Here is a 23,003-nt window from a genome sequence, read left to right on the forward strand (position 1 = left end):
GAAAATAGAGTCAGAGAGGGCACGATAAAATATTTTCAATCTTCTCCTTTTTCCCCGTTTCTCCTTAATCTTTTTATATTTTTGGAGCGAATAAATACAATGATATGTAACGAGGTGTTAATAAAAGGCGGGCATGTCGTCGACCCGTCAACCGGGCTTGATGGTTGTGCAGACATCCTTATCAAGGATGGCAAGATTAAAACAATTTCAAACGATATTAAAACGAATAACAATACAAAGGTTATTGATGCTACTTCTCACTATGTAATTCCGGGTTTAATCGATTGCCATGTTCATCTTCGCGAACCCGGCCTGGAATACAAAGAAACCATAGAAACAGGTTCACGGGCTGCAGCAATGGGTGGTTATACAACCCTGATATGCGAACCGAACACCATTCCCCCCATTGATTCATTAGAAATGGTGGAATCCTTCATGGAAAGAGTTTGTCAGAAAAGCATAGTGAACATCTATACAAAGGCATGCATCACAAAGGGATTATTGGGAGAGGAATTAACAGATATTGATAAGCTGGCAACGGACAAGCGGGTACGCGCACTCTCGGATGATGGAAATCCGGTATTTTACGAAACCTTAATGAAAAAGGCGTGTGAGCTAGCTGCAAGAAACAAACTTATCATAAGTCCTCATTGTGAAGATTCTCAAGTCTCTTTAGATAAGGCCAAAAAAGATACCCATGTAGCACACTTTCCCGGCAAACCATTTTGTCATGAAACGGACTTTGTCCTCCGGGAGATCAAATATACTGAACAGGCCAGGGGATGGCTCCATGTCTCGCATGTTAGCCTGAAAAGTACCCTGGAGGTTATTCAACAAGCGAAAGAAAGACACATTGCAAATATCTCCTGTGAAGTTACACCTCATCATTTACTGTTGGATGAAACCTTCAGAGATTCAAGTGGAAATGTACCGAAAACCAACCCCCCTTTACGTTCCCGGGAAGACAGAGAGGCACTCCAGAAAAGTTTATCAAATGGTCTCGTTGATGTCATTGCTACAGATCACGCTCCACATACCCATGATGATATAAAAAAGGGGGCTTCGGGTTTTGTTGGACTTGAGAATGCACTTGGCGTCATTCTTACAAAATTAGTCCATCCTGGCATCCTGTCATTGAAAGAGATTGTCCAAAAAATGTCCACCAATCCCGCACGGATATTTAATGTAACCGGAGGCCGTCTCGCTGTGGGCATGCCGGCAGATATTGCTATTATTGATTTGACAAAAGAATGGACAGTTGAAGTCGAAAAATTTGAGTCAAAGGCCAGAAACTGTCCCTTTAATGGTTGGAAATTAAAGGGACAGGTCGTAACCACTATTGTTGGTGGAAAGGTAATCGTTGAAAATTGCCAAATGGTATGTTAATCATCATCGATGGCTATAACTTTATATTTACAGTACCAGCTCTCGAAAAGCACGTTGGAGTAAACCAAATTGAACACGTACGGGACTATATAATATCCCTGTTTGTAAAATATAAAGAAAAAAACATTACGATGTCATTGTGGTGTTTGATGGTAATTATACTCAGGCCGCTTTACCAAAAAAACAAACCTGTTCTGGTATCACCGTAATTTATTCAAAATCAGGTATAAATGCGGACACAGAAATCAAAAACATCACAAACCTTTGTCAAAACCCAGGAGATGTTTCCATTGTAACCTATGACAACGATATAAAACGGCACGTCAGAAAATGCGGTTGTCATATTATTGAACCAAAGGCAATGTACAAAGAAATCCTGGAGATTCTGAATAAAGATAAAAAAAATACCTCTGATGAGCCAGAGAGTAAACGGGAAGGCCCTTCGGAAGACGATGCAAAATACTGGAAAGACATTTTCAAAAATCTTCCCAACGAAGAGGTAAAACCTTCCGTAATAAAAACAGAACTACCAAGGACGAAGGCAAAAAAGAAACTGCCGCATACTGTGGATGACCCGATCTACAAATACCTGGGACCCGCTGCCGATGAGACACAATACTGGCTCCGTATCTTTCAAGAAACTGAAAAGAATGAACATCAAGATTAGAGTACCTTGGATTTTTAAATGTCTGTTAACACTTGCATATGCCTATCTTATCTTTGCCGCATCTTCGGAGGACACCTCTTCTATCAACCTTCCACCTTACACAGATAAGCTTATTCATTTTATGTTGTTTGGTTTCTTATGCCTCATGATCTGCTGGTCGCTTTCTTCCGTCACAGTAGGAAGCAAGTGGATATATAAGATTATTCTCGCAATTAGCATCACTTCCCTCTACGGAGCGTCGGATGAGTTCCACCAATTTTTCACACCGAACCGTTCAGTAGATATCCTTGACTGGTTAGCAGATACGGCTGGTGCAGCGACTGCCGGTTTCTTATGGCATATAGTAACTTCCAAACGACAAATAAAGAAGAAATTCCTTGCAATGGAAAAAACTCCTATTACTGATGTAGGGGGAAATTAAATCCCCAAATTCTGCAACCGACTTAAAAAATATGAATCAGAAATATAGTCAAAGAAATGTATTTTTCGGTCTTTATTCCGCTCCAACAAACTCATTTTTAAAAAGTTCTGACTGTAGTCAAATTGTAGTCAACCACAGCGTAATTCTACGGAATTAATCGGAATTGACAGGAAAACTTGAAATCTATAACACGTTACAATACAATTAGTTGCGGTCATAACAAACACAGTACCAGCCAGTTATGAAAAATACAAAAAACACTATGTTCTTGAATATTGATGAAAATGTTGTAGAATTCACCGTAAGTTCTTTATAACATTGGAATTTACAGTATTCTAGAGGGATATTCTTCCATGAGAACGGTAATTACCGGTGGCGCTGGGTTTATTGGTTCGCATCTGTGTGATTATTTAATTGAGAAGGGACATCAGGTTATCTGTATCGACAGCTTGCTGACGGGCAAGGTGGAGAATATAGTCCACTTGATGGGAAATAGCCAATTCCGTTTTATAAAACACAATGTAAGCGATTACATTTATGTAGATGGACAGGTGGATAATGTGCTGCATTTTGCTTCACCAGCCAGTCCCTTTGACTACCTGGAATTCCCTATACAAACCTTAAAGGTTGGTTCCCTGGGTACCTTAAACAGCCTGGGGTTGGCCAAGACAAAGAAGGCAAAATTCCTGTTGGCATCTACCTCGGAAGTGTATGGAGACCCGCAAATCCATCCTCAACGGGAAGATTATTGGGGTCATGTGAACCCTGTTGGCCCGAGGGGGGTCTATGACGAGGCAAAACGATTTGCGGAAGCAATGACTATGGCATATCATCGATACCATCACATGGATACCAGAATCGTGAGAATATTCAATACCTACGGACCCCGGATGCGGGTAAAAGACGGCCGTGCGCTCCCGAATTTTATATGCCAGGCGCTCAGGGGTGAGGATATTACGGTGTTCGGGAACGGTTTGCAGACGAGGAGCTTCTGCTACGTCTCCGATCTTGTCGAAGGTATCTATCGGTTACTTCTTTCAAATGAGTATGATCCTGTAAATATTGGTAATCCTGAGGAGATAACCATTCACCAGTTGGCAAAGGAGATACTTGCCCTAACCGGAAGCAAAAGCAGGATTATATTCAAAACCCTTCCGGTTGATGACCCCAAGATTCGGCAGCCCGACATTTCCAGGGCAAAGAAGGTTTTAGGCTGGGAACCAAAGATTGTTCGTGAAGAAGGTCTGCGTAAGACGCTTCGATATTTTAAAGATACGTTATCTTCTTTTGAAAAAAATCGATGAAAAAAGTGATTGGCATTTTCGGTAGCCCGCGTCCCCATGGTAACTCAGACATATTGCTCGATCAAGCCATGAAGGGATCTATGGCATGTAATACCGAAGTCCAGAAGATCATTGTTCGTGATTTACAGATTGCCCCATGTAATTCTTGCGGCGGCTGTTTTGAAAAAGGTGTGTGTGTTATCAATGATGATATGCAAAAAATTTATTCCCAGCTCGTGGATGCTGACGCTATTATTGTTGCCACTCCCATTTACTTTATGAGTGTAAGTGCTCAACTGAAGGCGCTTATCGACCGTTGCCAGGCCTTTTGGGCCCGGAAATATATTTTAAACTTACCCATCAGGGAAGATGGAAGATTTGCAAGGGGTTTTTTTATCGCAACTGCGGCGCGCGATGCCAAAGAAGGGTTGTTCATCGGTGCTATAAAAACAATAAAGTCTTTTTTCCATGTATTAGACACGAAATATGCGGGAGACATATTGTGTGCCGGATTGGAAGAGAAAGGCTCCGTAAATAAGAGGCAGGAGCTATTACAACAGGCATTTGATGCAGGCAGACAGTTGTTGAAACTGTAAGGAGCAGCATGTATGAAAAAAGGACAGATTATCGAAAGGGGTGAAGAACGTCAACGCCGTTGTCCGGGTGAGTCGTATACCATTAGCGATTCCGTATGTAAGGGCAGACAGAGGGTGAATTACCCGAAATGCAATGTATGTCTGGAGAAGGTCGAACCAGCGATTTTTAACCAGTCACATGCTGAGTCTAAACTTTCTATGAATATCTTTAAAAGTTACGATATCCGTGGGAAATATCCATCAGAGATTAATGATCAGACGGCACACAAGATCGGAACGGCCCTCTGCCAGTTTTTTAAGGAAGAAAATCCGGACGTGAAAAACATTGTTGTAGGCAGGGATATGAGGCCATCTTCGAAACCACTTGCCAATGCCTTGATCGATGGCTTATGCACAGCGGGGCTGAATGTTGTTAATGTGGGCGTCGTTTCAACGGAGATGACCTATTTCGCTGTGGGACATTACAAGTACGACGGAAGTGTCATGGTTACCGCCTCTCATAATCCCGCCGGGTATAACGGATTAAAAATATGCAGGAAACAGGCCATTCCACTCAGTTACGAGACGGGGATAGAGCGGATTGCAAAACTGACAAAGCAGTATCATCCCTTACGCGGGGAGCAACTTGGCAAGGTCATTCAGGGCGATATCTTTGGAGATTATAAGAAGCATGTCTTAAAATTTGCCAGCAACCTCAGACACCTCCGTATAGTAATCGATGCGGGAAATGGGATGGCAGGCAAAACGGTTCCCGTTGTTTGTGGAGGGCTTCCCATCGAAATTATTCCATTGTATTTTGAACTGGACGGAAATTTCCCCAATCACGAAGCCAATCCATTAAAGCCTGAAAATCTTGTTGATTTGCAAAAGAAGGTGCGCGAGACACGGGCCCATCTGGGGGTTGCATTCGACGGAGATGCCGACCGGTGTGTCTTTATCGATGAGATGGGACGGACAGTTGGATGCGATATCATTACGGCGTTGATTGCAAGGCAATTTCTTGAACGGGAAAAAGGGGCAACGATTTTGTATGACCTCCGATCGAGTTGGGTCGTTCCCGAAGAGATAAAGGCTGCAGGTGGTGTCCCTTATCGTGAGCGGGTTGGTCATGCCTATATGAAGGCTACACTGCGGGAAAAGAAGGCAGTTTTTGGAGGTGAACTCTCGGGGCATTACTATTTCAGGGATAATTACTACTCGGATTCTGGGATGATCGCTTTTCTCATGGTTTTGGACATCTTGAGTTCAAAACGCATTCCATTTTCAAACATCGTGGCGCCACTGAAGAGGTACTATTCTACCGGTGAAATAAATTTTGAGGTAGACGATAAGGATGCGAAGATTGCGGAAATTACCAATAAATTTTCCAACGGAAAGGTAGACCATCTGGACGGAATTACCGTAGAATACCATGACTGGTGGTTTAACGTGAGAAAATCCAATACCGAACCCCTGCTCCGTTTAAATCTGGAGGGAAGAACACATGAAATTATGGAGAAGGGGAAAAGGCTGTTAATCAACATTATTCAAGGGAAATCCTTCTAGAATGATTATTTATGTTTCCTTTTATCAACACAATGTATAAATATACGCGAATTGGCTTACTTACCGGCATGGTATCTTCGCTTGTTTTCACAGCCAACATAAGGCATGCCCTTTGGGCTAATGTGTCAACAGGCGGAGAAGTCCTCGATATCAAATTCAGTAATGGCCAATTATCGGTAAAGATAAAAAATTCTCCTTTGGAAAAGGTCTTAAAAGAAATCATGTCACAGAGTGGCGCCAGAATATGGCTCAACGATTCAATTGACGGGATTGTTACCGTAGAATTCCAAAACATACCTATCGGAGAAGGGGTGCGCCGGATCCTGAAAGATAAGAATTATGCCTTTGCCTATGCCCTCCACGAGGTGAAAGAAGGGAAACTTTCTATTGTTCGTGCTAGTAAGTCCAAAGAAATTTTTACAAAAGTAAAGAACGAGCCTCCGAAAAAAGCCACTCCCAAGCCAGGGATGCCAGTTGCCAAAAAAGAAAAACCAAAAAAGGAAAAACCCTCCTTTGAATCCTTAGTAAAAGATGCCCTGGAAAATGAAGATCCTGGGAAGAGAGAAGATGCAATTACCGCTCTGGGGGAAAGCAAAGATCCAAGGGCAATAGAAATTATCTCAAAGGCGCTGACGAATGACCCCACCGAAGACGTGCGATTAAGCGCTATTGATGCCTTACTGGATATGGGCGACAAAAGCATTGTCGACCCCCTTTCTATAGCACTCAAAGATCGGGACCCATGGGTGCGTGAAAGTGCCGTAGAAGCATTAGGAGAAGTGGGTGGAGAGGCTGCTATCGAATTTATAAAGAGCGCCCTCAATGATGAAGACGGTTCTGTGCGGGAGCTGGCGCAGGAAACATTAGAAGAACTTAATACCGGAAAATAAAAGTTTTTTACTTTTGTGTTGACATTTTCTCAAAAAACGTTTTAAATAACAAACGTTTAAAAAAATAAACGTTTATTCTTGTAAACACAATCTCTCACATCACCCAATTGAGAGACCCCGTTCCTCCCGTAGCGAACGAAACTGCGGGAGGAATATCTAGAAAGTCGCAAATCGAATATTTGCTTACTGACTTCCCATTCATACGCAAGCTCTTCATGGAAAATAAGTTGTTTCAAAAAGAAAGCGTGTTGATTCATTCCCTCTACGTACTAAGATTCGTGGAATTTACTCAGGATTACAGAGGAACTCAAGGGATTTGCGCCTGATTTTGAGTAATTAACGCTTTATGTCTAACCAGGAAGAAATCACCCAATATAACATCCTCCAATCAATTGAAAATGGAGAGCAGATCTCCCAGCGCCAGCTTTCTTTGCAGTTGGGCATTAATGTAGCTTCCATAAATTTTGCTTTAAAAAAACTCACGAAGAGGGGTTTGGTGAAAATGCTGGGTGTAAACCCCAGAAGGATCCGGTACATTCTGACTCCCAAAGGGATTGCTGAAAAAACACAGCTTGCCTATAAATTTTTTGACAGGAATTTTCATTTCTATAAGGCTGTGAGAAAAAATGTTGAAAATAAGATTGATAGCATCTCCTTTCAGGATAAAGACTCCGTTGCCATTTATGGTGTCACAGACCTCATGGAGATGGCCTACCTCGTTATCCAGGATAAAGAAATAGACCTTGTTGCGATTGTTGATAATGAAAAAAAAATCAGGATATTTGGCTATCAGGTGGTAGGAATCGAAGAAATACACAAGCACTCCCCCCGATTCCTCTTAATAACGAAAGAATTGGACGTTCATTTAGCAAAACTCATACCTGACTCTGTAGAAATTGTCGATATCAGAATTTAGCAAAAATTTAAAAAATTGAGAATAAAAAGTATGTTTTATAGTTTCAGTGTCTCCGTGCTGCGGTGGTCTATTATTTCCAGGAATCTCAGGTTCTTTATCTTTGTCATCTGTACAATCTGTGGTTTCAATTTTTTCTCCTTCAGCATTTTCGCCATGGGTGAGGTTTCAAAATTCACCTTCGCCCAATTGGAATATTCCGGAGGAAACTGGAATCCCAGACCCAATGCAGGAAAACGCCTGATGTGGGAGCTTATCAAACGAACCAGCGCTGAGGCACGTATCGACACCGTAATCCTTCATGCAGACGATATCAATATCTTTGAATACCCCTTTCTGTACATGTCAGGTGATCAGGAATTCCCACCGCTCAGTGAGAAAGAGATTAGCAATTTAAAGTTATACCTGGAATTTGGGGGAACGCTTTTAATTGACGACTGCATCGGAAAGAGCGATTTTGGGTTTGATATATCTGTCCGGCGGGAGATTAAACGGCTATTTCCCCATAAATCCCTGGAAAAGCTGCCTGCTGATCATACCATTTTCAAATCTTTTTATTTGCTGAATCAGGCTTATGGCAGAATTATGGAAAAAACTTACTTGGAAGGCATAACGATAGAAAACCGAGCGGCTATCATCTATTCCCAGAACGACCTTGGTGGCGCTTGGGCAAAAGATCCGCTGGGAAGCTGGGAATATGAAGTAATTCCTGGCGGTGAGACGCAAAGGGCTATGGCTTTCCGTCTTGGTATCAATATTATCATGTACGCCCTGACAGGTAACTATAAACAAGATCAGGTACATCTGCCTTTTATCTTAAAAAGGCAGATGTAATATCCAAAACGGGCAAGCCAGAACCAAACAGGCCTAATACATGACAAAATTACCGTTCACATCGCAAAATATCAAATTTCAACTCTTCAAAATTCCAAGCATCTTACCTATTACAGTCGTGCGCATTTTTTCCTGAAGTTCAGATTATTAAACAGTTACCTTTTGCCTTGTTTTTTTTGGAGATCCGGATTCAATTCCTATTTCTTCGTCGGTAAGGTAACAGGCAGGATCATGTTCCCACATATCACCATAGTATGCCTCTGCCCTGGCCCTGAAATTTCCACTGCAGATATTAAGCCATCTGCATTTAGCGCAACGCCCTTTGATATATGGGTTTTTGTTCTTCAGTTTAGCCATTAACTCATTGGAAGTGTCCTCCCATATCACGCTAAACTTCCTTTTCCTGACATTTCCGAAGGAGTATTGCCTCCAGAATTGATCAGCGTGTACCTCTCCATCCCAGCTAATACAGGCAAGTCCCTTACCGGAGCTATTCCCTTCATTCATCTGGAGGAGCTCATAGACCTCTTTTGCCCTTTTGGGGTTTTCTTTTAATAGTCGTAAATACACGTACGGACCGTCGGCATGATTATCTACGGTGAGCACCTCTATTTTTCTGCCTTTGTCATGCGCCTCTTTGGTCTTATTGATAATAAGATCGACAACCTCACGGGTTTCTTTGTGAGAAAGGTCTTCCTCGATCAGATTGGATCCTCTCCCTGAATAGACCAGGTGATAGAAACAGACCCTTGGAATATTTTCTTTTTCAATCAATTGAAATATACCAGGGATATCATGTGCGTTCCTCTTATTAATCGTAAAACGTAAACCCACTTTAATGCCCACCGACATGCAATTTCGAATACCTTCCAATGCAGCGTCAAATGCGCCTGGAATACCACGGAAACGGTCATTCGTCTCTTTAAGACCGTCCAGACTGATCCCCACGTAGGAGAGCCCGAATTTTTTCAATTCATTTGCCTTTTCTCTGGTAATTAAAGTGCCATTCGTACTAATGACCGCCCGCAAACCCTTCTCTTTGGCATAGCCAATTAACTCAAGGAGGTCTGCCCGCATAAGGGGTTCTCCTCCAGAAAACAGAATCACAGGAGCCCCATAATCTGCAAGGTCATCTAACATTGCCTTTGCCTCATCCGTAGTCAATTCATTGGGATATTCAATATCCTTTGATTGAGAATAGCAATGAATGCATTTCAAGTTGCAGCGTTGCCCGACGTTCCATACTACAACAGGTTTTTTATCATGAGAAAATTGTAACAGATGGGATGGCAGTTTCCTGGATTCTCTCCCATAACGTAATGCATCTGACGGTTCTACGGTGCCACAGTATAATTTTGATATACCAATCATGTTACTCCATCTCCTGCACAGGGTATATGTGCCAAAGTAACACATGGTTACTCACCACATGTACGATTATAATGAACGGTGTAAATGCGTTAGCATAGTGCCACAGATAAAATTATGTTAATAATTATAACTGAAAATGATTATTAAGTAAAAAAGATTTTGTGACTCCAAAAACTCATTGCCCTATTGCATAGAGTTTCCAATCTACACAACCAACATAGAGCGTATTTTTGGGATCAATCGCAGGGGAAGAAAGTAATGGGTCACCAATTGTTGCAATCCACTTGAGAGTACCGTCACTATTCATGGCATATAACTTACCATCCCATGAGCCGACATAAATAACGCCATTCGCATCGATAACAGGTGTGGCCGTAATAGAATTTCCGGTTTTGAATTCCCACTTCACAGTACCATCTCTTTTTACAGCAAATAAGCTACCAGCCTGGGTACCAATATAGGCTACTCCATCAGCGTCTACAGATGGAGAAGAATGTGTTCGGCTGCCTAAGTCAAACCCCCACTTTAGCGTCCCATCTAAATTTACAGCATATAATTTCCCATTCATATCCGCGACATAAACAACATCATCAGTTATAGCAGGCGTAGAATCTATTTTACCTTCGGTTTCAAGACTCCACTTCAAAGTTCCATCCTGGTTTATGGCATGCAAATGTTTATCCCAGGAACCGATATAAATGGTATTATCGCGACCTACGGCAGGAGAAGAAATCATAATAGGCGCCCCGGTTTTATAGCTCCACAAGAGTTTTCCGTTTGCGCCTAAGGCATAGAGTTTCCCGTCATAGGAACCGACATACACCGTGCCTTTATCGTCAACAGCAGGAGACGAATGTATCGCCCCGGCAGCCTGGAACTTCCATTTCATCTTTCCATCAGGATTGATCACATAGAGCCTTCCGCTAACTGTACCAAAACAAACAACACCATCCAGGCCAATTGCCGGAGAACCAAATATCTCATCACCGCTCTTAAATGCCCATAACACCTTTCCCTTTGGAGTCATGGATAACAAACTGCCATCAGTGCTTCCTGCGTAAACAACTCCATCGGCATCCACCACAGGGGACGACCATATTTCACCAGAGCTGGAAATACTCCATTTTACATTGTTATTGGAAGGCCCTGCAAAAGGCACACAACCAGTCCTCTGCAAATTATATTTATACATGGGAAACGTGTCAGCTGTGCCCTGAGCATGAATAGAAGAAATCCGTGACGTGCTATAGAGCAAAAGAATATTCATCACCACAATGAGGGTTACAATACACGGGAAAACTCTTTTCATTTTCATTAATTTGCTCCTTCCAAAGCGTTAAAGATCTGGAATAACCAGTTCTTGCCCAATTTTCAAAGATTTTTGGTCCTTCAGGGTCTTTCTGTTGGCGTCAAATATTTTATTCCACTTTGAGCCGTCGCTGTAATACTTTGTGGCTAACGTATACAGCGAATCACCCTGCTGAATTATGTGTTTCCTAACGGTTGGTTTTGCATCTTCCACTTCGATTACCTGGGAAAGAGTCGGCGTAGTTATCTCTGTCTTTATTTCTGCCTTTGTTTTTTGTATCGCGGTCTTTTCTGCGGGTATAACAAGTTCTGTTCCAATCCTAAGGCTGTTGCGATCCTGAATTTTATCCTGATTTGCATTGAAAATCAGCAACCACTTGGACTCATCCCCATAGTATTTTCTTGCTATTTTACGAAGGCTGTCACTATATTGCACCTTATGCATCTTGAATTTAGAGATAGTCTTTCCATCGCCAGCGGGAACGTCTTTCCAATCTTCCTGATCTGAGACTGCTTCTGCTTTTGTATCATTTGCGGCTACATTTACGGGTTCTTTTTCCTTTGCCTTCTTCCATTCCCCCTCGACGATATTGTCTTCTTTTTCCGCCGTTTGCTCATCGATTTTCATTGTATTCGTAACGACGGATGCCTTTTGTTCTGTCCTTTCATCCGTACCTTGCAAGGAGGTCGTAGTCTCCTGAAGAGATTCCCGGGATGCGCTTTGTAGTTCTGGTGATAATTCGCTTATGTCCAATGCGCCAATTTGTGCTTCTTCCTCTGCTTCTGGAATAGGAATAGACGGTTCTTTCACACTCGTTCTTGTGCTCAGAAAGACGCCAATAATTGCCAGAATAATCACTCCTAAAGTTACGCCAACTTGCACATCTCTTTTCATCGTTTTTTATTCCTTTCGAAGGTTTTAAAGGAACGAAGAACCCAATAGAACACTTCCGATATTTTCGTGTTTTTATGAATCAATATTTATATGTATTTCCGCAAAAAATCCTACTCATACCCAATAGTTATTTACATAATGGGAATTGAACGATTGTTATCCTTCAAGTGTTTTTTATTTTGTCTCCTTTCCCTGAGTTGGATAATTTTGTCTTGGCGATACTTGACTTGTGGCAGAAAGGCCTTTCCAGTTAAGCAACATTGGACATGCAATGAATAAGGTAGAATAGGTACCCACAATAATTCCTACTAGCATAACAAATGCAAATCCATGAACCTCAGCCCCACCCAGGAAAAATAAGGCACACAATACTCCAATAGTCGTGACGCCTGTCAAGAGGGTACGGCTCAGGGTCTGGTTAATGCTATCGTTAACCAGCTGCGGAGTCAATATCTTGCCCCGTCCTCCCATATTTTCCCTAATCCTGTCAAATACCACAATCGTATCATTCAGAGAATAACCCACTACGGTAAGAAATGCTGCTACCATGGCGCTGTCAATCTTCATATTCCCAAATAAGTAGTCAGCAACAGCCACGGCACCAAGGGTAATCAGAATATCGTGAATAACGGCAATAATTGCAGCGGACCCAAATTTAAAGTCACCAAAGCGAAACCACACATAAAATATTGTTGCAATGCAGGAAAAGATTACCGCCAGGATAGCACGACCCTTCATTTCACCTGCGACAGTAGCGCCGATACTCACAATCCTTTTTAGTGGCTGAGGTATTTCAAATGCACTTTTTATAGTCTTTTCCACGGTTTCTGCGTTTTGGGAGCCAAGAACAATCTTGACAGTTTGATATTCACGTCCTTCTTCCAAACCTTGTTCAAGAATATTGGGGTATCCTGCCGCGGTCAGCACCTCTTCAATAACCTCTTTTTTCAAGGGTTTTGATAACATCATACGAAATTGTGCCTGATTTGTCTTCATTATTTGAGGTGTTTCAACGCCTGCTGTATCTCCAGAGCCCTCTTTCATCAACTCAAAGGAAACATCAACCTTTTCTTTATACCAGTTATCTTTAAATGTACGAATGATATCTTCCTTAATCTTTTCCTGAACTTTTCCTGCGCTCAGGGGCTCCATACGAATTACAAATAGTGGTGCCGGGGCATTTGTTGAATAAACATTTTTTATGGCACCTTTTACAGACTTAATCCCACGAATCATCGTCACAAAATTTTCTTTACCGATACCCTCTTTCAATTCTATCCGAATCGCTTCATTTCCGATAATACCAACGCTCGGACGGGAGATCGTTTCCTTCAAAGTCTGCTTTATTTCCTGCAAACTCGTTCTTGTACCTTCAATTTTAAGCTTACTTGTAAGTCCCATGGGGGTTTCTTTTGACTGCCCCGTTACAGAAACATTACTAAACCCCTGCTTATTCAGTTCAAAATTGAGAATAGCAGGATCTATGGGCTCACTTGCTTCCACATCCATGAAAGGCTTAGGCGTCTGCATACCTGCGTCCTGAGCCTGTAATGTTTCAGTAATTTCACCCAAGGTTATTTTAACCTCGTGGAAAACCAGGTTGTCTTTTAGTCCATCCACAACAGAGCCAACCAGTTGCGGGCGTTTTTTAGCGTCTTCCAAACCTGAAATATTCACAATATATTCTCTGGCTTGCTGATTAGCAGGTGTTATCGATACCACATCATCTTCACTATAACCTGCATCTTTCAAGCTTTTTTGAATGGCCACTTCATCCACTGGTTTTTGTAATTCAAGATTAAAAACCAAAGGTTCAATAAAATCAATCCTTCCAAACAGGCCTGCCTTATCCAGAACACTTTTTACATCCTCTGTAATTTTCTGTTTTACCTTTTCCTCGTGAAGCTCTTTTATCCTGATGCCAAATTCATTTGCTGTCGATGCGAACTGAGTCAGATTTTCCTCAGACCAGATACTTTGTACCTCAGCCTCTTCATAGCCCGTCTCTGCCAATGCAGCCCTTATAAATCCAGGTGGTGTTGGATTGTTGAGGTGTAAATGCACAAGAGTGCCACCGGTGAAATCAATATCATATTTCTTATTCCCGCGAAGAACAAATATGGTAAGTCCCGTGATAATACATGCACCAGAAACAGCTACCAGAATAAAACGATAATTCAGAAATCTTATGTGAGGAATCCCAATCAGCTTGAACATGGAAAAATTCCTGATCCAGCTTAAATCCATGAACAAATCATAGATAACCCTTGTCACGAAAATGGCAGTAAACAGGTTGATAATCAAACCCAGGATTAACGTCCATGCAAATCCTTTTACAGGACCGGTACCTACAGCGGCGAGTATTACCCCGGTAATCAAGGTGGTAATATTAGAGTCGAAGATAGCAGAAAATGCCTTTTCATATCCTGCCTTAACGGCTGCCCGGATAGGTTTCCCTTTGGCTTTTTCCTCGCGGATCCTTTCAAAAATAAGCACATTGGCATCGATTCCCATACCAATCATGAGCACCAAACCTGCAATACCCGGAAGTGTCATAGTAGCGTCAAGCAGCGCCATTGCAGCAACTATGAGGAAGATATTTAATGCGTTTGCACAGTTGGCAACCCAACCTATTCCCATGTAATAAATGCCGATGAAGAGAATGGCAAAAATGCCACCTATTGCTCCTGCAATCAAGCCTCTGTTAATGGAATCCCTCCCCAAACTTGGTCCAACCATTGTTTCCATTTCAAGTTCAAGGTCAGCAGGTAAGCTTCCTGCCCGCATTATAGCAATAAGTTCATTCACTTCATCCTGCGTGAAATTCCCTTCAATAATCCCCGCCCCGGGGATGCGGTCGCGTATAACAGGAGCCGAATACAGAATACCATCCAAGATAATCGCCAGGGGTTTGCCAATATTACGTTCTGTAATCTGCCCGAACTTGGACTTACCGATAGCGTCAAATTCAAACCCCACAACCGGTTCAATCCCTTTGCGGTCAGCATATATCCTGGATAAATGTTCTCCGGAAATTGCTATTTTATTTTGAACAAGGAACCACTTACCAGCCTCACCCTCTTCACCCTTTTTCTTTCTTAACCAGTGTTTATAAAAACCGGGGACTTGTTTTCCCTCCATGGCCTCCGCATATTCCGGACCGTCACTGCTGGCTGCCAGCCTGAACTCAAGCTTGCCAAGCCGCGTAATTCGGTTCTTCAGTCCTTCTATTTCCATCCTTGTTGCCCCAGGGACCTGGATAAGTATCCGATGGCTACCCTGCTCTTGTATTCGGTACTCTATGACCCCCTGAGGGTCTATCCTCTTCTTTAGCACCTCGATAATTTCTTTTGTAATGCCCGGACGATCTTCCTTTTCATCCACCCTTACCTTATAGAGTAATTCGGAGCCACCTTTGAGATCTAATCCAAGTTTAATTTTACCCTTTGACACATATTCAACAACCTTGCTCCGGATATTCTTGCCGTCTTTGTCTGTTTCCTCGCCGACAATCGTTTCCCGGATAACGGGATTTGTTATGAAAAACTGTGTCCATGATTTTTCCAATGTAGTCCGTTCTACGATCTTGCCATCAATCTCTTTGACACGCTCTCTCTTCAAAACCTTTTCTGCCGGTGGATACAAAACCATGGTGCCAATAGCAATGACTACCGCAACGAGAGGTATCCTCCACCTTAAGTTTTTAATCATTTCTTTCTCCTCAACAGGCTCCCTTTCCGCTGTTTATTATAAACCGCCGATTCATGAAATATTATACCCTTATTTTGCTTCTTTGCTTCCCTTTATCTCCTCTTTAGACTCTTCAGTATCTTCTACATCGTGAGCAACCTCTAATACCGTGACAATCGCACTCCTATCGACCTTGATCTTTACATCTTTGGCATCATCTACACGGAGGATAATTTCATTCTCTCTGACAGATGTAATAACCCCATGGACTCCACCAGCCGTTACAACCCGATCGTTCTTTTTGATTCTGGACAACAGCGCCTTACGCTCTCTTTCTTTTTTCTTCTGCGGTCTCAGTATCAAGAAATACATCACGACAAACATGAGTATAAATGGAAGCAACATCGACAGCATGCCACCTGGTGATGATTGTTTTCCTGCCGCTTGTAATAAAAAAAGCATCATATTCCTCCTAACCGTGGTTAAAGATTTTCACCCGAAAGTACGATTTCTCAATCTGAGTTGTATCGCTAGCGCTGGTCACTCAGACTGTTTTAATAAAAATTCTGCTTTAAAATCCTTAAATCCGCCTTTCATAATGGATTCTCTTATCTGCTGCATCAGGTTTTGAAAATAAAATATGTTGTGTAATGAAATCAAGGTTAAGCCCAAGATTTCGTTTGCCAGAAAGAGATGCCGCAAATATGCCCTTGTAAAATTCCGGCATGTATAACAGCCACACGTCTTGTCCAGAGACTCTTTGTCTTCTTTATATTGGCTATTCAGGATCTTTATTTTACCGGCGCTTGTAAAGGCACACCCATTTCTTCCATTGCGTGTGGGAACAACGCAATCAAACATATCAATCCCGCGTTCTACAGCATTTATGATATCAATGGGAAACCCAACACCCATCAGATACCGGGGTCTCTCCTGCGGTAAATAATCTACGGTATAGTCAAGTACCTCGTTCATCAGGAATGCACCTTCACCAACACTGAGACCCCCAATTGAGTATCCCTCGAAATTCATTTCTACAAGTTTTCTGGCACATTCAATACGCAATTCCCTGAAGACACTTCCTTGAACAATACCAAAGAGCGTTTGTTGTTTATTTTTGTGTGCATTCAGACAGCGTTCCGCCCATTCAACTGTCCTTTTTACCGCCACACCCGCTTTGTCCTGTTCACAGGGGTACGGCACGCATTCGTCAAACGGCATAATAACATCCGCCCCGATATCATTTTGTATTTGCATCATCCTTTCGGGGGTAAGGAACATCCTTGTTCCATCAATAGGGGATTGAAATTCCACTCCGTTGTCTGAAACCTTTGTCAAACCAGTAAGTGAAAAAACCTGGTATCCACCACTATCAGTAATAATCGCACCATCCCATCCTATAAATTTATGGAGTCCGCCTGATTGTCTAATAATTTTCTCCCCCGGCCTGAGGCAGAGATGATATGCATTACACAAAATAATCTTTGTATTCGTCTCCTTGAGTTGCTGCGGCGTTAAAGTCTTGATCGTTCCTTGCGTGCCAACCGGCATAAAAACTGGTGTAGAAATACTGTGATTCGCCAACCGAAGTTCACCACACCGAGCTTTAGTTTGCTTATCAACTGCCAGGGTCCTAAAAATCAAAAACACCTCCGCAGAGAGGCATTAATATACCCGAACCAATTCTATCTTTGGATAGTAATGTTTTAAAATGGCAGTCCACTGAAAACCTTTTTGGGCCATGGCTTGAGCACCGTACTGGCAAAGTCCCACGCCATGTCCCCACCCTTTACCAGAAAAGGTAATATTCTTTCCATTGCTTCTAGAATGAAATGCCGTGCTAAACAAATAATTTGGACCAACCAATAACCGAAAATCATTAGCATTCAATTCTTTACTTCCATTAGCGGAAGTAATTGAAACTTTCGACCCATGATCGCCAGCCCCGGGATTTATTGCCGTTACGGTACTGATATTCGAGACGAAGATATTAGCTTCTCGTAATTTTGTCTCTATTGCTGCTTTACTAATGTCTGTACTCCAGTTGGAATGTTTAGAGTTATTACAATAATTACATGACACTCCACTGAGGGGTGGTATACTATCTCTCCCAAATACATGGTTGATATCTTCCGTATGTCCCCCGCAGGTACTGTGGAAATAGGCAGGGAAAATATTCCAGTTGTATACCATGACAACACCTTTAGTTTCTTGTACAATTCTATTGAGTCGTGCTGTTTCTCCGGCCACGCCTTTATAAGCAAGCTCCAGCATATCCAGGTGATATACCTCATCCCGCCTTACCTTTTTTTTATACATCGCATAGGTCCTTGCCGTTACCGCCTGAGCACGCAAAGCGTCTTCGTCCCAGCTCGGCGGCATTTCACTGCCAAGTACACCACCAATAAAACTTTCAAGGTCTATTTCTTCGATTACCGAAAATTTGTTATTAAATTGCTGCATTATCCTGATTTCACCGCGATATCGTATGTTATTTAACTCAATTTCTCCATCTCGCTGACTGGTGATCCTTAGTTCGCTGTTTTTATAACGCTTATTTCCTATATTGATACCGCCGTTATTTACCGATATTATACACTTCTGGAGTCCTTGCCCCTGATCTATAATATTCGTCAGGCTGCCGGTAATCTGGTAACATCCACTGATGGCTAATTGTGCCTCCTGCTTGTCATTCACCAGGAGGACACGCACAACAGGCGTTTTATCCAGAAGGGGACCGTAATCAAGAACCTCATTTTGAACCACAGGGACTCCCCTCTGGCATGAAAGGGGTAATCCTGCGGAAATAGTCGGTAATATCGCAGCAATCATTAAGAATAATACCCTACCCATATCGTCTTGTATTCACAGTTACTCTCAAAATATCTATCCAAAACAATCGCATCTTTGCAACACATCTTTCGTATTTAAAACTTTACGAGTACTTTCCTTGTCCTTGCTATGCGGGTTGTTACCTTTATACAATTCCCGGGTGGTGTCTTTATACCTTTCATATTCACTGAATATGCATCCACAATAGCCTTGCCGGTAAATCATTTTTTTCCTGGCGATATCATGGCTACATTCAGACAAATGACGGTAATCACGATAGATAAAATCAATCCCGTATTCTTTTGATAAATTTTCCGAAAACATCTTTAACTGCTCGTGATTCTGATAGACGCTAAACAACATTGTGGATGTAAAGGCGTCAAATCCGTTTTCCCGCGCATAGGCAGCCGTAAATTCTAGTCTCATAGTGTAACAATCGGCGCATCGGTCATCTCCCTCATAATTAACTTTCTTCAGATATTCCCTCAAGCCATAATCCTCACAATAAATTACGGAAATGGGATCGCTTTCCTGGAATACGCGCAGCGCTTTCAGCCTTCGCCTGAACTCAAGCAATGGATGTATATTTGGATTGTAAAAGAGCCCGGTTACTTTAAAACCTTCTTTTCTCAGTTCATTGAGTGGCGCACATAAACAACATGCACAACAAATATGAAGCAATAGATTCATAAAACGACCCCTCAAAATAGTTTTTTTTGGAGTCCGGCTTCAGTGCGGTACCGATATCCTAAATGTTCATAAGCCTGCTTCGTGACAACTCTTCCCCGGGGTGTTTTATCAAGGTACCCCCTTTGAATCAAAAACGATTCATACACCTCTTCAATGGTATCCTCCTCTTCGCTTACCGAAACCGCAATGGTCTTCAAACCGACAGGACCTCCGCCATACCGAATGACGGTTTCCAGTATTTTCCGATCCATGTCTCCCAAACCATTCTCATCCACCCCCAACATCCCTAATCCCATATTGGCCACCTCTTCGTTAATAACGTCGTTTCCACGCACCTGGGCAACATCCCGAATCCGTCTTAAAAATCTATTGGCTATTCTTGGGGTACCCCTGGATCTTTTTGCAATAATTTCAGCCCCCTTCTCTTCTATGTGAATGGAAAGAATGCGGGCAGAATTACACACGATCTTGTAAAGGTCATCCCAGGGATAAAACTCCAGCTTCTCAAGTACGCCAAAACGCGAACGAAGGGGTGCTGTAAGCAACCCTTCCCGGGTGGTTGACCCAACAAGTGTAAACTTTGGCAATTTAATTTTCACCGACCGCGCCTTGGGTCCCTGATCAATAATGATATCAATGAAAAAATCTTCCATCGCCGAATACAGATATTCCTCTACCGTGGTATTTAATCTGTGAATTTCATCAATAAAAAGGATATCCCCATATTGCAAATTCGTAAGGATACCTGCAAGGTCTGCCGGTTTATCTAAGATGGGACCAGAAGTCGTTTTAATCGTTGTGTTAATTTCGTTGGCGATAATTTGTGACAACGTTGTTTTCCCTACACCGGGAGGTCCGGAAAACAAGATATGATCTAATGGTTCTCCTCTTTTCTTTGCAGCTTCGATGTAAATGAGCAGATTTTCTTTTATGCGATTTTGTCCAATAAAATCACTGAATCGTTTTGGCCTCAGCGTAAGATCGAGATTTTTATCATCGACAATTGCCGTAGAAGATAAGATATCTTCATTTACCATGTTTCAATCCTGCAATTGGTTTAAAATCGCACACGAGGATAAATCAGGCTTTATACTTCAGCGCTTCCCTTACAAGCATTTCAACATTATCAACGGTTCTCAATTTTTTTATTGCCTCGCTTACTGCATTTTCAGCTACTGATCGTCCGTAACCCAAAGAAACAAGCGCCATAACAGCATCCGATACAAGCGCCTTTTGCCGGACATCTCTGTTGCCGGGCGGGGACGTTGTAATTTCCTTTATAATTCCCTTTAACTCCAGGATAATCCTCTCAGCTGTCTTCTTTCCCACCCCTTTGATCTTTTCCAGTGCCTTTGCATCTTCATGGGCAACTGCATACTTGACGTCCTCAACGGTAGTGCCAGAGAGTATCATGATTGCTGTATTGGGTCCTATGCCATTCACGGAGAGTAGCAATTGAAACAAATCTCTTTCTTCAGCTGTTGCAAACCCAAATACCTTTATCTGGTCTTCCCTTATAAATAACTGGGTGAGAATTGTAATCTCTCCATGGTTAGGTATCTTCTCGAAGGTAGATAGCGGAATGTGTAATAGATAACCGATGCCTGCTACTTCCAGGATAAGTCTGGTGGGAGATTTACCAACCACCTGTCCTCTGATGTAATCTAGCATGTACACATCATCCCCAGATCATTGTACTTGTGGCATCAGGACATTGTCCAAATAGACTATTCGGTAGCGTTCCTTTCCATCTCTGCCTCAGAATTATCACCGGTTCTAAGGCTAAGGCCAAACTTGGAGAGATTCTCCTTAATCTCATCTAGATAATTTTCTTTGACGCCTTTTTGGCTCAACTCTACGTCGGTCATTTTTAGAAGATCCTCAACTCTTTCAATGCCTGCCTTGCTAAGGACATTTCTACAACGAGCAGAAAGATTAAGTTCCGAAATATCCTCAATTGCATCACCCTCTTCTTCCATTGTCATTTTTGCGCTAAACAACTCTGATTCCGTATCACTTTCTAACGCCTGGCCTAAACGCAATCCCTTTTGCGCTAAAATAGCCTTTATCTCATTTAGTGAAGTTTCGCCAAAATTTTTAAATGAAAGCAATTCGGCCTCTGTAATCTTTGTAAGATCCTTTAAAGTACGGATATTCATTTTTTCTAAGCAATTTTTACTTCTTACAGAGAGCTCAAAATCCGAAATTGGGATATTCAACACTTCGCTTTCCTTCCCCTGTTTTTTTGAAATCTCCTCATCGTAATACATTGAAATCGAGGCTTTTGCATCTTTTAAAAACAACAATGCTCGTGCATTGGTTGGCTCAGCATCCAAAACCATCTCAAAACAATATGCCGCTTCATCATAGTTGCCTCTATCTTCATGTAATATTCCCAGGTTGATAAACGCATTCTTATGGTTAGGGCTTAAATTGATACATCTCTCGTAGTATTCAAGAGCCTTTTCATCTTCTCCATTCATGTCGTAATTAAAAGCCATACGGAAAAGGGCCTTTGCATAATTCGGGTCAATTTGAAGCGCCTGCTCATAATGCTTGAATGCTTCCTGATACTCGCCCAGTTCATCCAGACAACACCCCCATTGGCAATGCAATTCGGCGCTATTGCCATGCGCTTGTAAAAAACCCTTGATAATTTTCAAAGCATCTTCAATATCACCGGACATTCTTTTGGTTTCGGCAATATCCATATGAATATCAAACTCTTCCATATCCGTTTTTTTCGCACGTTCAAAACACTCCAGGGCTTGGTTATAATCACCCAACTCTTGATAACACTTTCCTAAATAATACGCCCCTGTCTTCCTTGACTTCACCTCTTTCAGAAGCTCCGATGCCTCTTTTACCTTTCCGACTATCCATTCGCATATTCCCAATATGAGTATTAAATCCTTCACTTTGACACTATCGTGCTCCTTTTTTATATCAAGCTTTAACGATTCAATCTTTGCATCCAGTTTTTCCCTATTTTCTTTGGAACTGTACACTTGATCCTTTATGTATGTAACAGCTTCCCTGGATATCGTTTCTCCTTCAAGCAGTTTATCAAAATCAATATCTGCAATGGCTTTGATCATTCTATTATTCAGCCTCCATCACTTCTTAAAATATAGATATCTCTTTTCCCCAAAATATCAATTTTGGGTAACTTTTGAAAGGTGGAGTGTAACAAACACGCATCGGAAATTCAAATAAATTTTATTACATAACCTTATGATAATTCTATCATTTTTCCTTGCTTTCGTAATTGTTCTTTGATAATATTATGCCATGTGGTTTGGTCGTATTGTACAGTTTTATAGTAATTCGGTCGCATAGCAAGGCTACGAGGGCTAGAACCTGTAGCCTTTTTTATTTTATTACATTCACTGAGAAGCGAGAGGGGGTGATTTTTAGAATGGCAACTGGAACAGTAAAGTGGTTTAACGACAAAAAGGGATTTGGCTTTATTTCCCAAGATAATGGTCAGGATGTTTTTGTACATCAAACTGCAATCCAATGTGAGGGTTTTCGGACACTTGCAGAAGGAGACAAGGTAGAGTTTGAAGTTATAAAAGACCAGAAGGGTTACAAAGCTACAAAAGTCGTCAAATTATAAATTTATTAAAACAAGAGCACTCTTATATTTATAGCAAAATCGATGTTAGTTAACTGGTGTATA

20 protein-coding genes and 1 pseudogene are annotated in these 23,003 nt (G+C 41.9%); 10 read left to right on the forward strand and 11 right to left on the reverse strand.

Annotation, left to right across the window (positions count from 1 at the left end; translation table 11 throughout):
* Window positions 1–99: 99 nt before the first annotated feature.
* The 9 genes and pseudogenes from BROSI_RS05480 to BROSI_RS05520 all read left to right on the forward strand — a co-directional run bounded on the left by BROSI_RS05480 (window position 100) and on the right by BROSI_RS05520 (window position 8,535).
* Window positions 100–1,386: a dihydroorotase gene (locus BROSI_RS05480; protein ID WP_157842399.1), complete on the forward strand. Its 1,287-nt coding sequence runs from the start codon at window positions 100–102 to the stop codon at window positions 1,384–1,386.
* Window positions 1,380–2,053 (forward strand): annotated as a pseudogene (locus BROSI_RS05485) (NYN domain-containing protein). Before BROSI_RS05480 ends, BROSI_RS05485 begins: the two are co-directional and overlap by 7 nt.
* Complete coding sequence (locus tag BROSI_RS05490) at window positions 2,037–2,474, forward strand: VanZ family protein (protein ID WP_052562760.1); 438 nt, start codon at window positions 2,037–2,039, stop codon at window positions 2,472–2,474. Before BROSI_RS05485 ends, BROSI_RS05490 begins: the two are co-directional and overlap by 17 nt.
* 353 nt (window positions 2,475–2,827) lie before the next feature.
* On the forward strand, window positions 2,828–3,778 hold the full coding sequence (locus BROSI_RS05495) for a UDP-glucuronic acid decarboxylase family protein (protein WP_052562761.1): 951 nt from the start codon (window positions 2,828–2,830) through the stop codon (window positions 3,776–3,778).
* Window positions 3,775–4,353, forward strand: coding sequence for a flavodoxin family protein (locus BROSI_RS05500; protein ID WP_052562762.1), 579 nt, complete (start codon window positions 3,775–3,777; stop codon window positions 4,351–4,353). The genes BROSI_RS05495 and BROSI_RS05500 overlap by 4 nt, the downstream gene beginning before the upstream one ends.
* 12 nt (window positions 4,354–4,365) lie before the next feature.
* Window positions 4,366–5,898 carry a phosphomannomutase/phosphoglucomutase gene (locus BROSI_RS05505; RefSeq protein WP_082059059.1) on the forward strand — a complete coding sequence of 511 codons (1,533 nt, stop codon included), beginning with the start codon at window positions 4,366–4,368 and terminating at the stop codon, window positions 5,896–5,898.
* A gap of 11 nt (window positions 5,899–5,909) precedes the next feature.
* On the forward strand, window positions 5,910–6,788 hold the full coding sequence (locus tag BROSI_RS05510) for a HEAT repeat domain-containing protein (RefSeq protein ID WP_052562763.1): 879 nt from the start codon (window positions 5,910–5,912) through the stop codon (window positions 6,786–6,788).
* Between the two features lie 346 nt (window positions 6,789–7,134).
* The gene (locus BROSI_RS05515; RefSeq protein WP_052562764.1) at window positions 7,135–7,704 is read left to right on the forward strand and encodes a winged helix-turn-helix transcriptional regulator; all 570 of its coding nucleotides are present in this window, start codon (window positions 7,135–7,137) and stop codon (window positions 7,702–7,704) included.
* A gap of 153 nt (window positions 7,705–7,857) precedes the next feature.
* Complete coding sequence (locus BROSI_RS05520; RefSeq protein WP_230400648.1) at window positions 7,858–8,535, forward strand: DUF4159 domain-containing protein; 678 nt, start codon at window positions 7,858–7,860, stop codon at window positions 8,533–8,535.
* A gap of 147 nt (window positions 8,536–8,682) precedes the next feature.
* Here BROSI_RS05520 and ahbC read toward each other — a convergent pair whose 3' ends face one another.
* The 11 genes from ahbC to BROSI_RS05575 form a co-directional block, all read right to left on the reverse strand.
* Window positions 8,683–9,906 (reverse strand): 12,18-didecarboxysiroheme deacetylase, encoded by a 1,224-nt coding sequence (ahbC, locus tag BROSI_RS05525; RefSeq protein WP_052562765.1) that lies wholly within the window; start codon window positions 9,904–9,906, stop codon window positions 8,683–8,685.
* A gap of 175 nt (window positions 9,907–10,081) precedes the next feature.
* On the reverse strand, window positions 10,082–11,221 hold the full coding sequence (locus BROSI_RS05530) for an outer membrane protein assembly factor BamB family protein (protein ID WP_052562766.1): 1,140 nt from the start codon (window positions 11,219–11,221) through the stop codon (window positions 10,082–10,084).
* A gap of 21 nt (window positions 11,222–11,242) precedes the next feature.
* Entirely contained in the window at window positions 11,243–12,109 is an 867-nt protein-coding gene (locus BROSI_RS05535) for a LysM peptidoglycan-binding domain-containing protein (protein WP_052562767.1), read from the reverse strand.
* 174 nt (window positions 12,110–12,283) lie between these two features.
* A complete protein-coding gene (locus BROSI_RS05540) occupies window positions 12,284–15,820 on the reverse strand; it encodes a protein translocase subunit SecDF (RefSeq protein WP_052562768.1) in 3,537 nt (1,178 codons plus the stop codon).
* A 69-nt stretch (window positions 15,821–15,889) separates the two neighbouring features.
* Window positions 15,890–16,264 carry a preprotein translocase subunit YajC gene (yajC, locus tag BROSI_RS05545; RefSeq protein WP_230400649.1) on the reverse strand — a complete coding sequence of 125 codons (375 nt, stop codon included), beginning with the start codon at window positions 16,262–16,264 and terminating at the stop codon, window positions 15,890–15,892.
* Window positions 16,265–16,339: 75 nt separating this feature from the next.
* Window positions 16,340–17,443, reverse strand: coding sequence for a tRNA guanosine(34) transglycosylase Tgt (tgt, locus tag BROSI_RS05550; RefSeq protein ID WP_052562770.1), 1,104 nt, complete (start codon window positions 17,441–17,443; stop codon window positions 16,340–16,342).
* A 21-nt stretch (window positions 17,444–17,464) separates the two neighbouring features.
* Window positions 17,465–18,652, reverse strand: a complete 1,188-nt coding sequence (locus tag BROSI_RS05555; RefSeq protein ID WP_082059061.1) for a SpoIID/LytB domain-containing protein — start codon at window positions 18,650–18,652, stop codon at window positions 17,465–17,467.
* 33 nt (window positions 18,653–18,685) lie between these two features.
* Window positions 18,686–19,321, reverse strand: coding sequence for an epoxyqueuosine reductase QueH (locus BROSI_RS05560; RefSeq protein ID WP_052562772.1), 636 nt, complete (start codon window positions 19,319–19,321; stop codon window positions 18,686–18,688).
* An 11-nt stretch (window positions 19,322–19,332) separates the two neighbouring features.
* Window positions 19,333–20,358, reverse strand: a complete 1,026-nt coding sequence (gene ruvB, locus BROSI_RS05565) for a Holliday junction branch migration DNA helicase RuvB (RefSeq protein ID WP_052562773.1) — start codon at window positions 20,356–20,358, stop codon at window positions 19,333–19,335.
* Between the two features lie 43 nt (window positions 20,359–20,401).
* Window positions 20,402–20,992 (reverse strand): Holliday junction branch migration protein RuvA, encoded by a 591-nt coding sequence (gene ruvA, locus BROSI_RS05570; RefSeq protein ID WP_052562774.1) that lies wholly within the window; start codon window positions 20,990–20,992, stop codon window positions 20,402–20,404.
* A gap of 56 nt (window positions 20,993–21,048) precedes the next feature.
* Complete coding sequence (locus BROSI_RS05575; RefSeq protein ID WP_052562775.1) at window positions 21,049–22,419, reverse strand: tetratricopeptide repeat protein; 1,371 nt, start codon at window positions 22,417–22,419, stop codon at window positions 21,049–21,051.
* Window positions 22,420–22,739: 320 nt separating this feature from the next.
* Between BROSI_RS05575 and BROSI_RS05580 the strand changes: the two genes are divergently transcribed.
* On the forward strand, window positions 22,740–22,940 hold the full coding sequence (locus BROSI_RS05580) for a cold-shock protein (protein WP_052562776.1): 201 nt from the start codon (window positions 22,740–22,742) through the stop codon (window positions 22,938–22,940).
* The last annotated feature ends 63 nt before the right edge of the window (window positions 22,941–23,003 follow it).

The sequence above is a fragment of the Candidatus Brocadia sinica JPN1 genome, from assembly GCF_000949635.1.
GTDB classification, from domain to species: Bacteria; Planctomycetota; Brocadiia; order Brocadiales; family Brocadiaceae; genus Brocadia; species Brocadia sinica.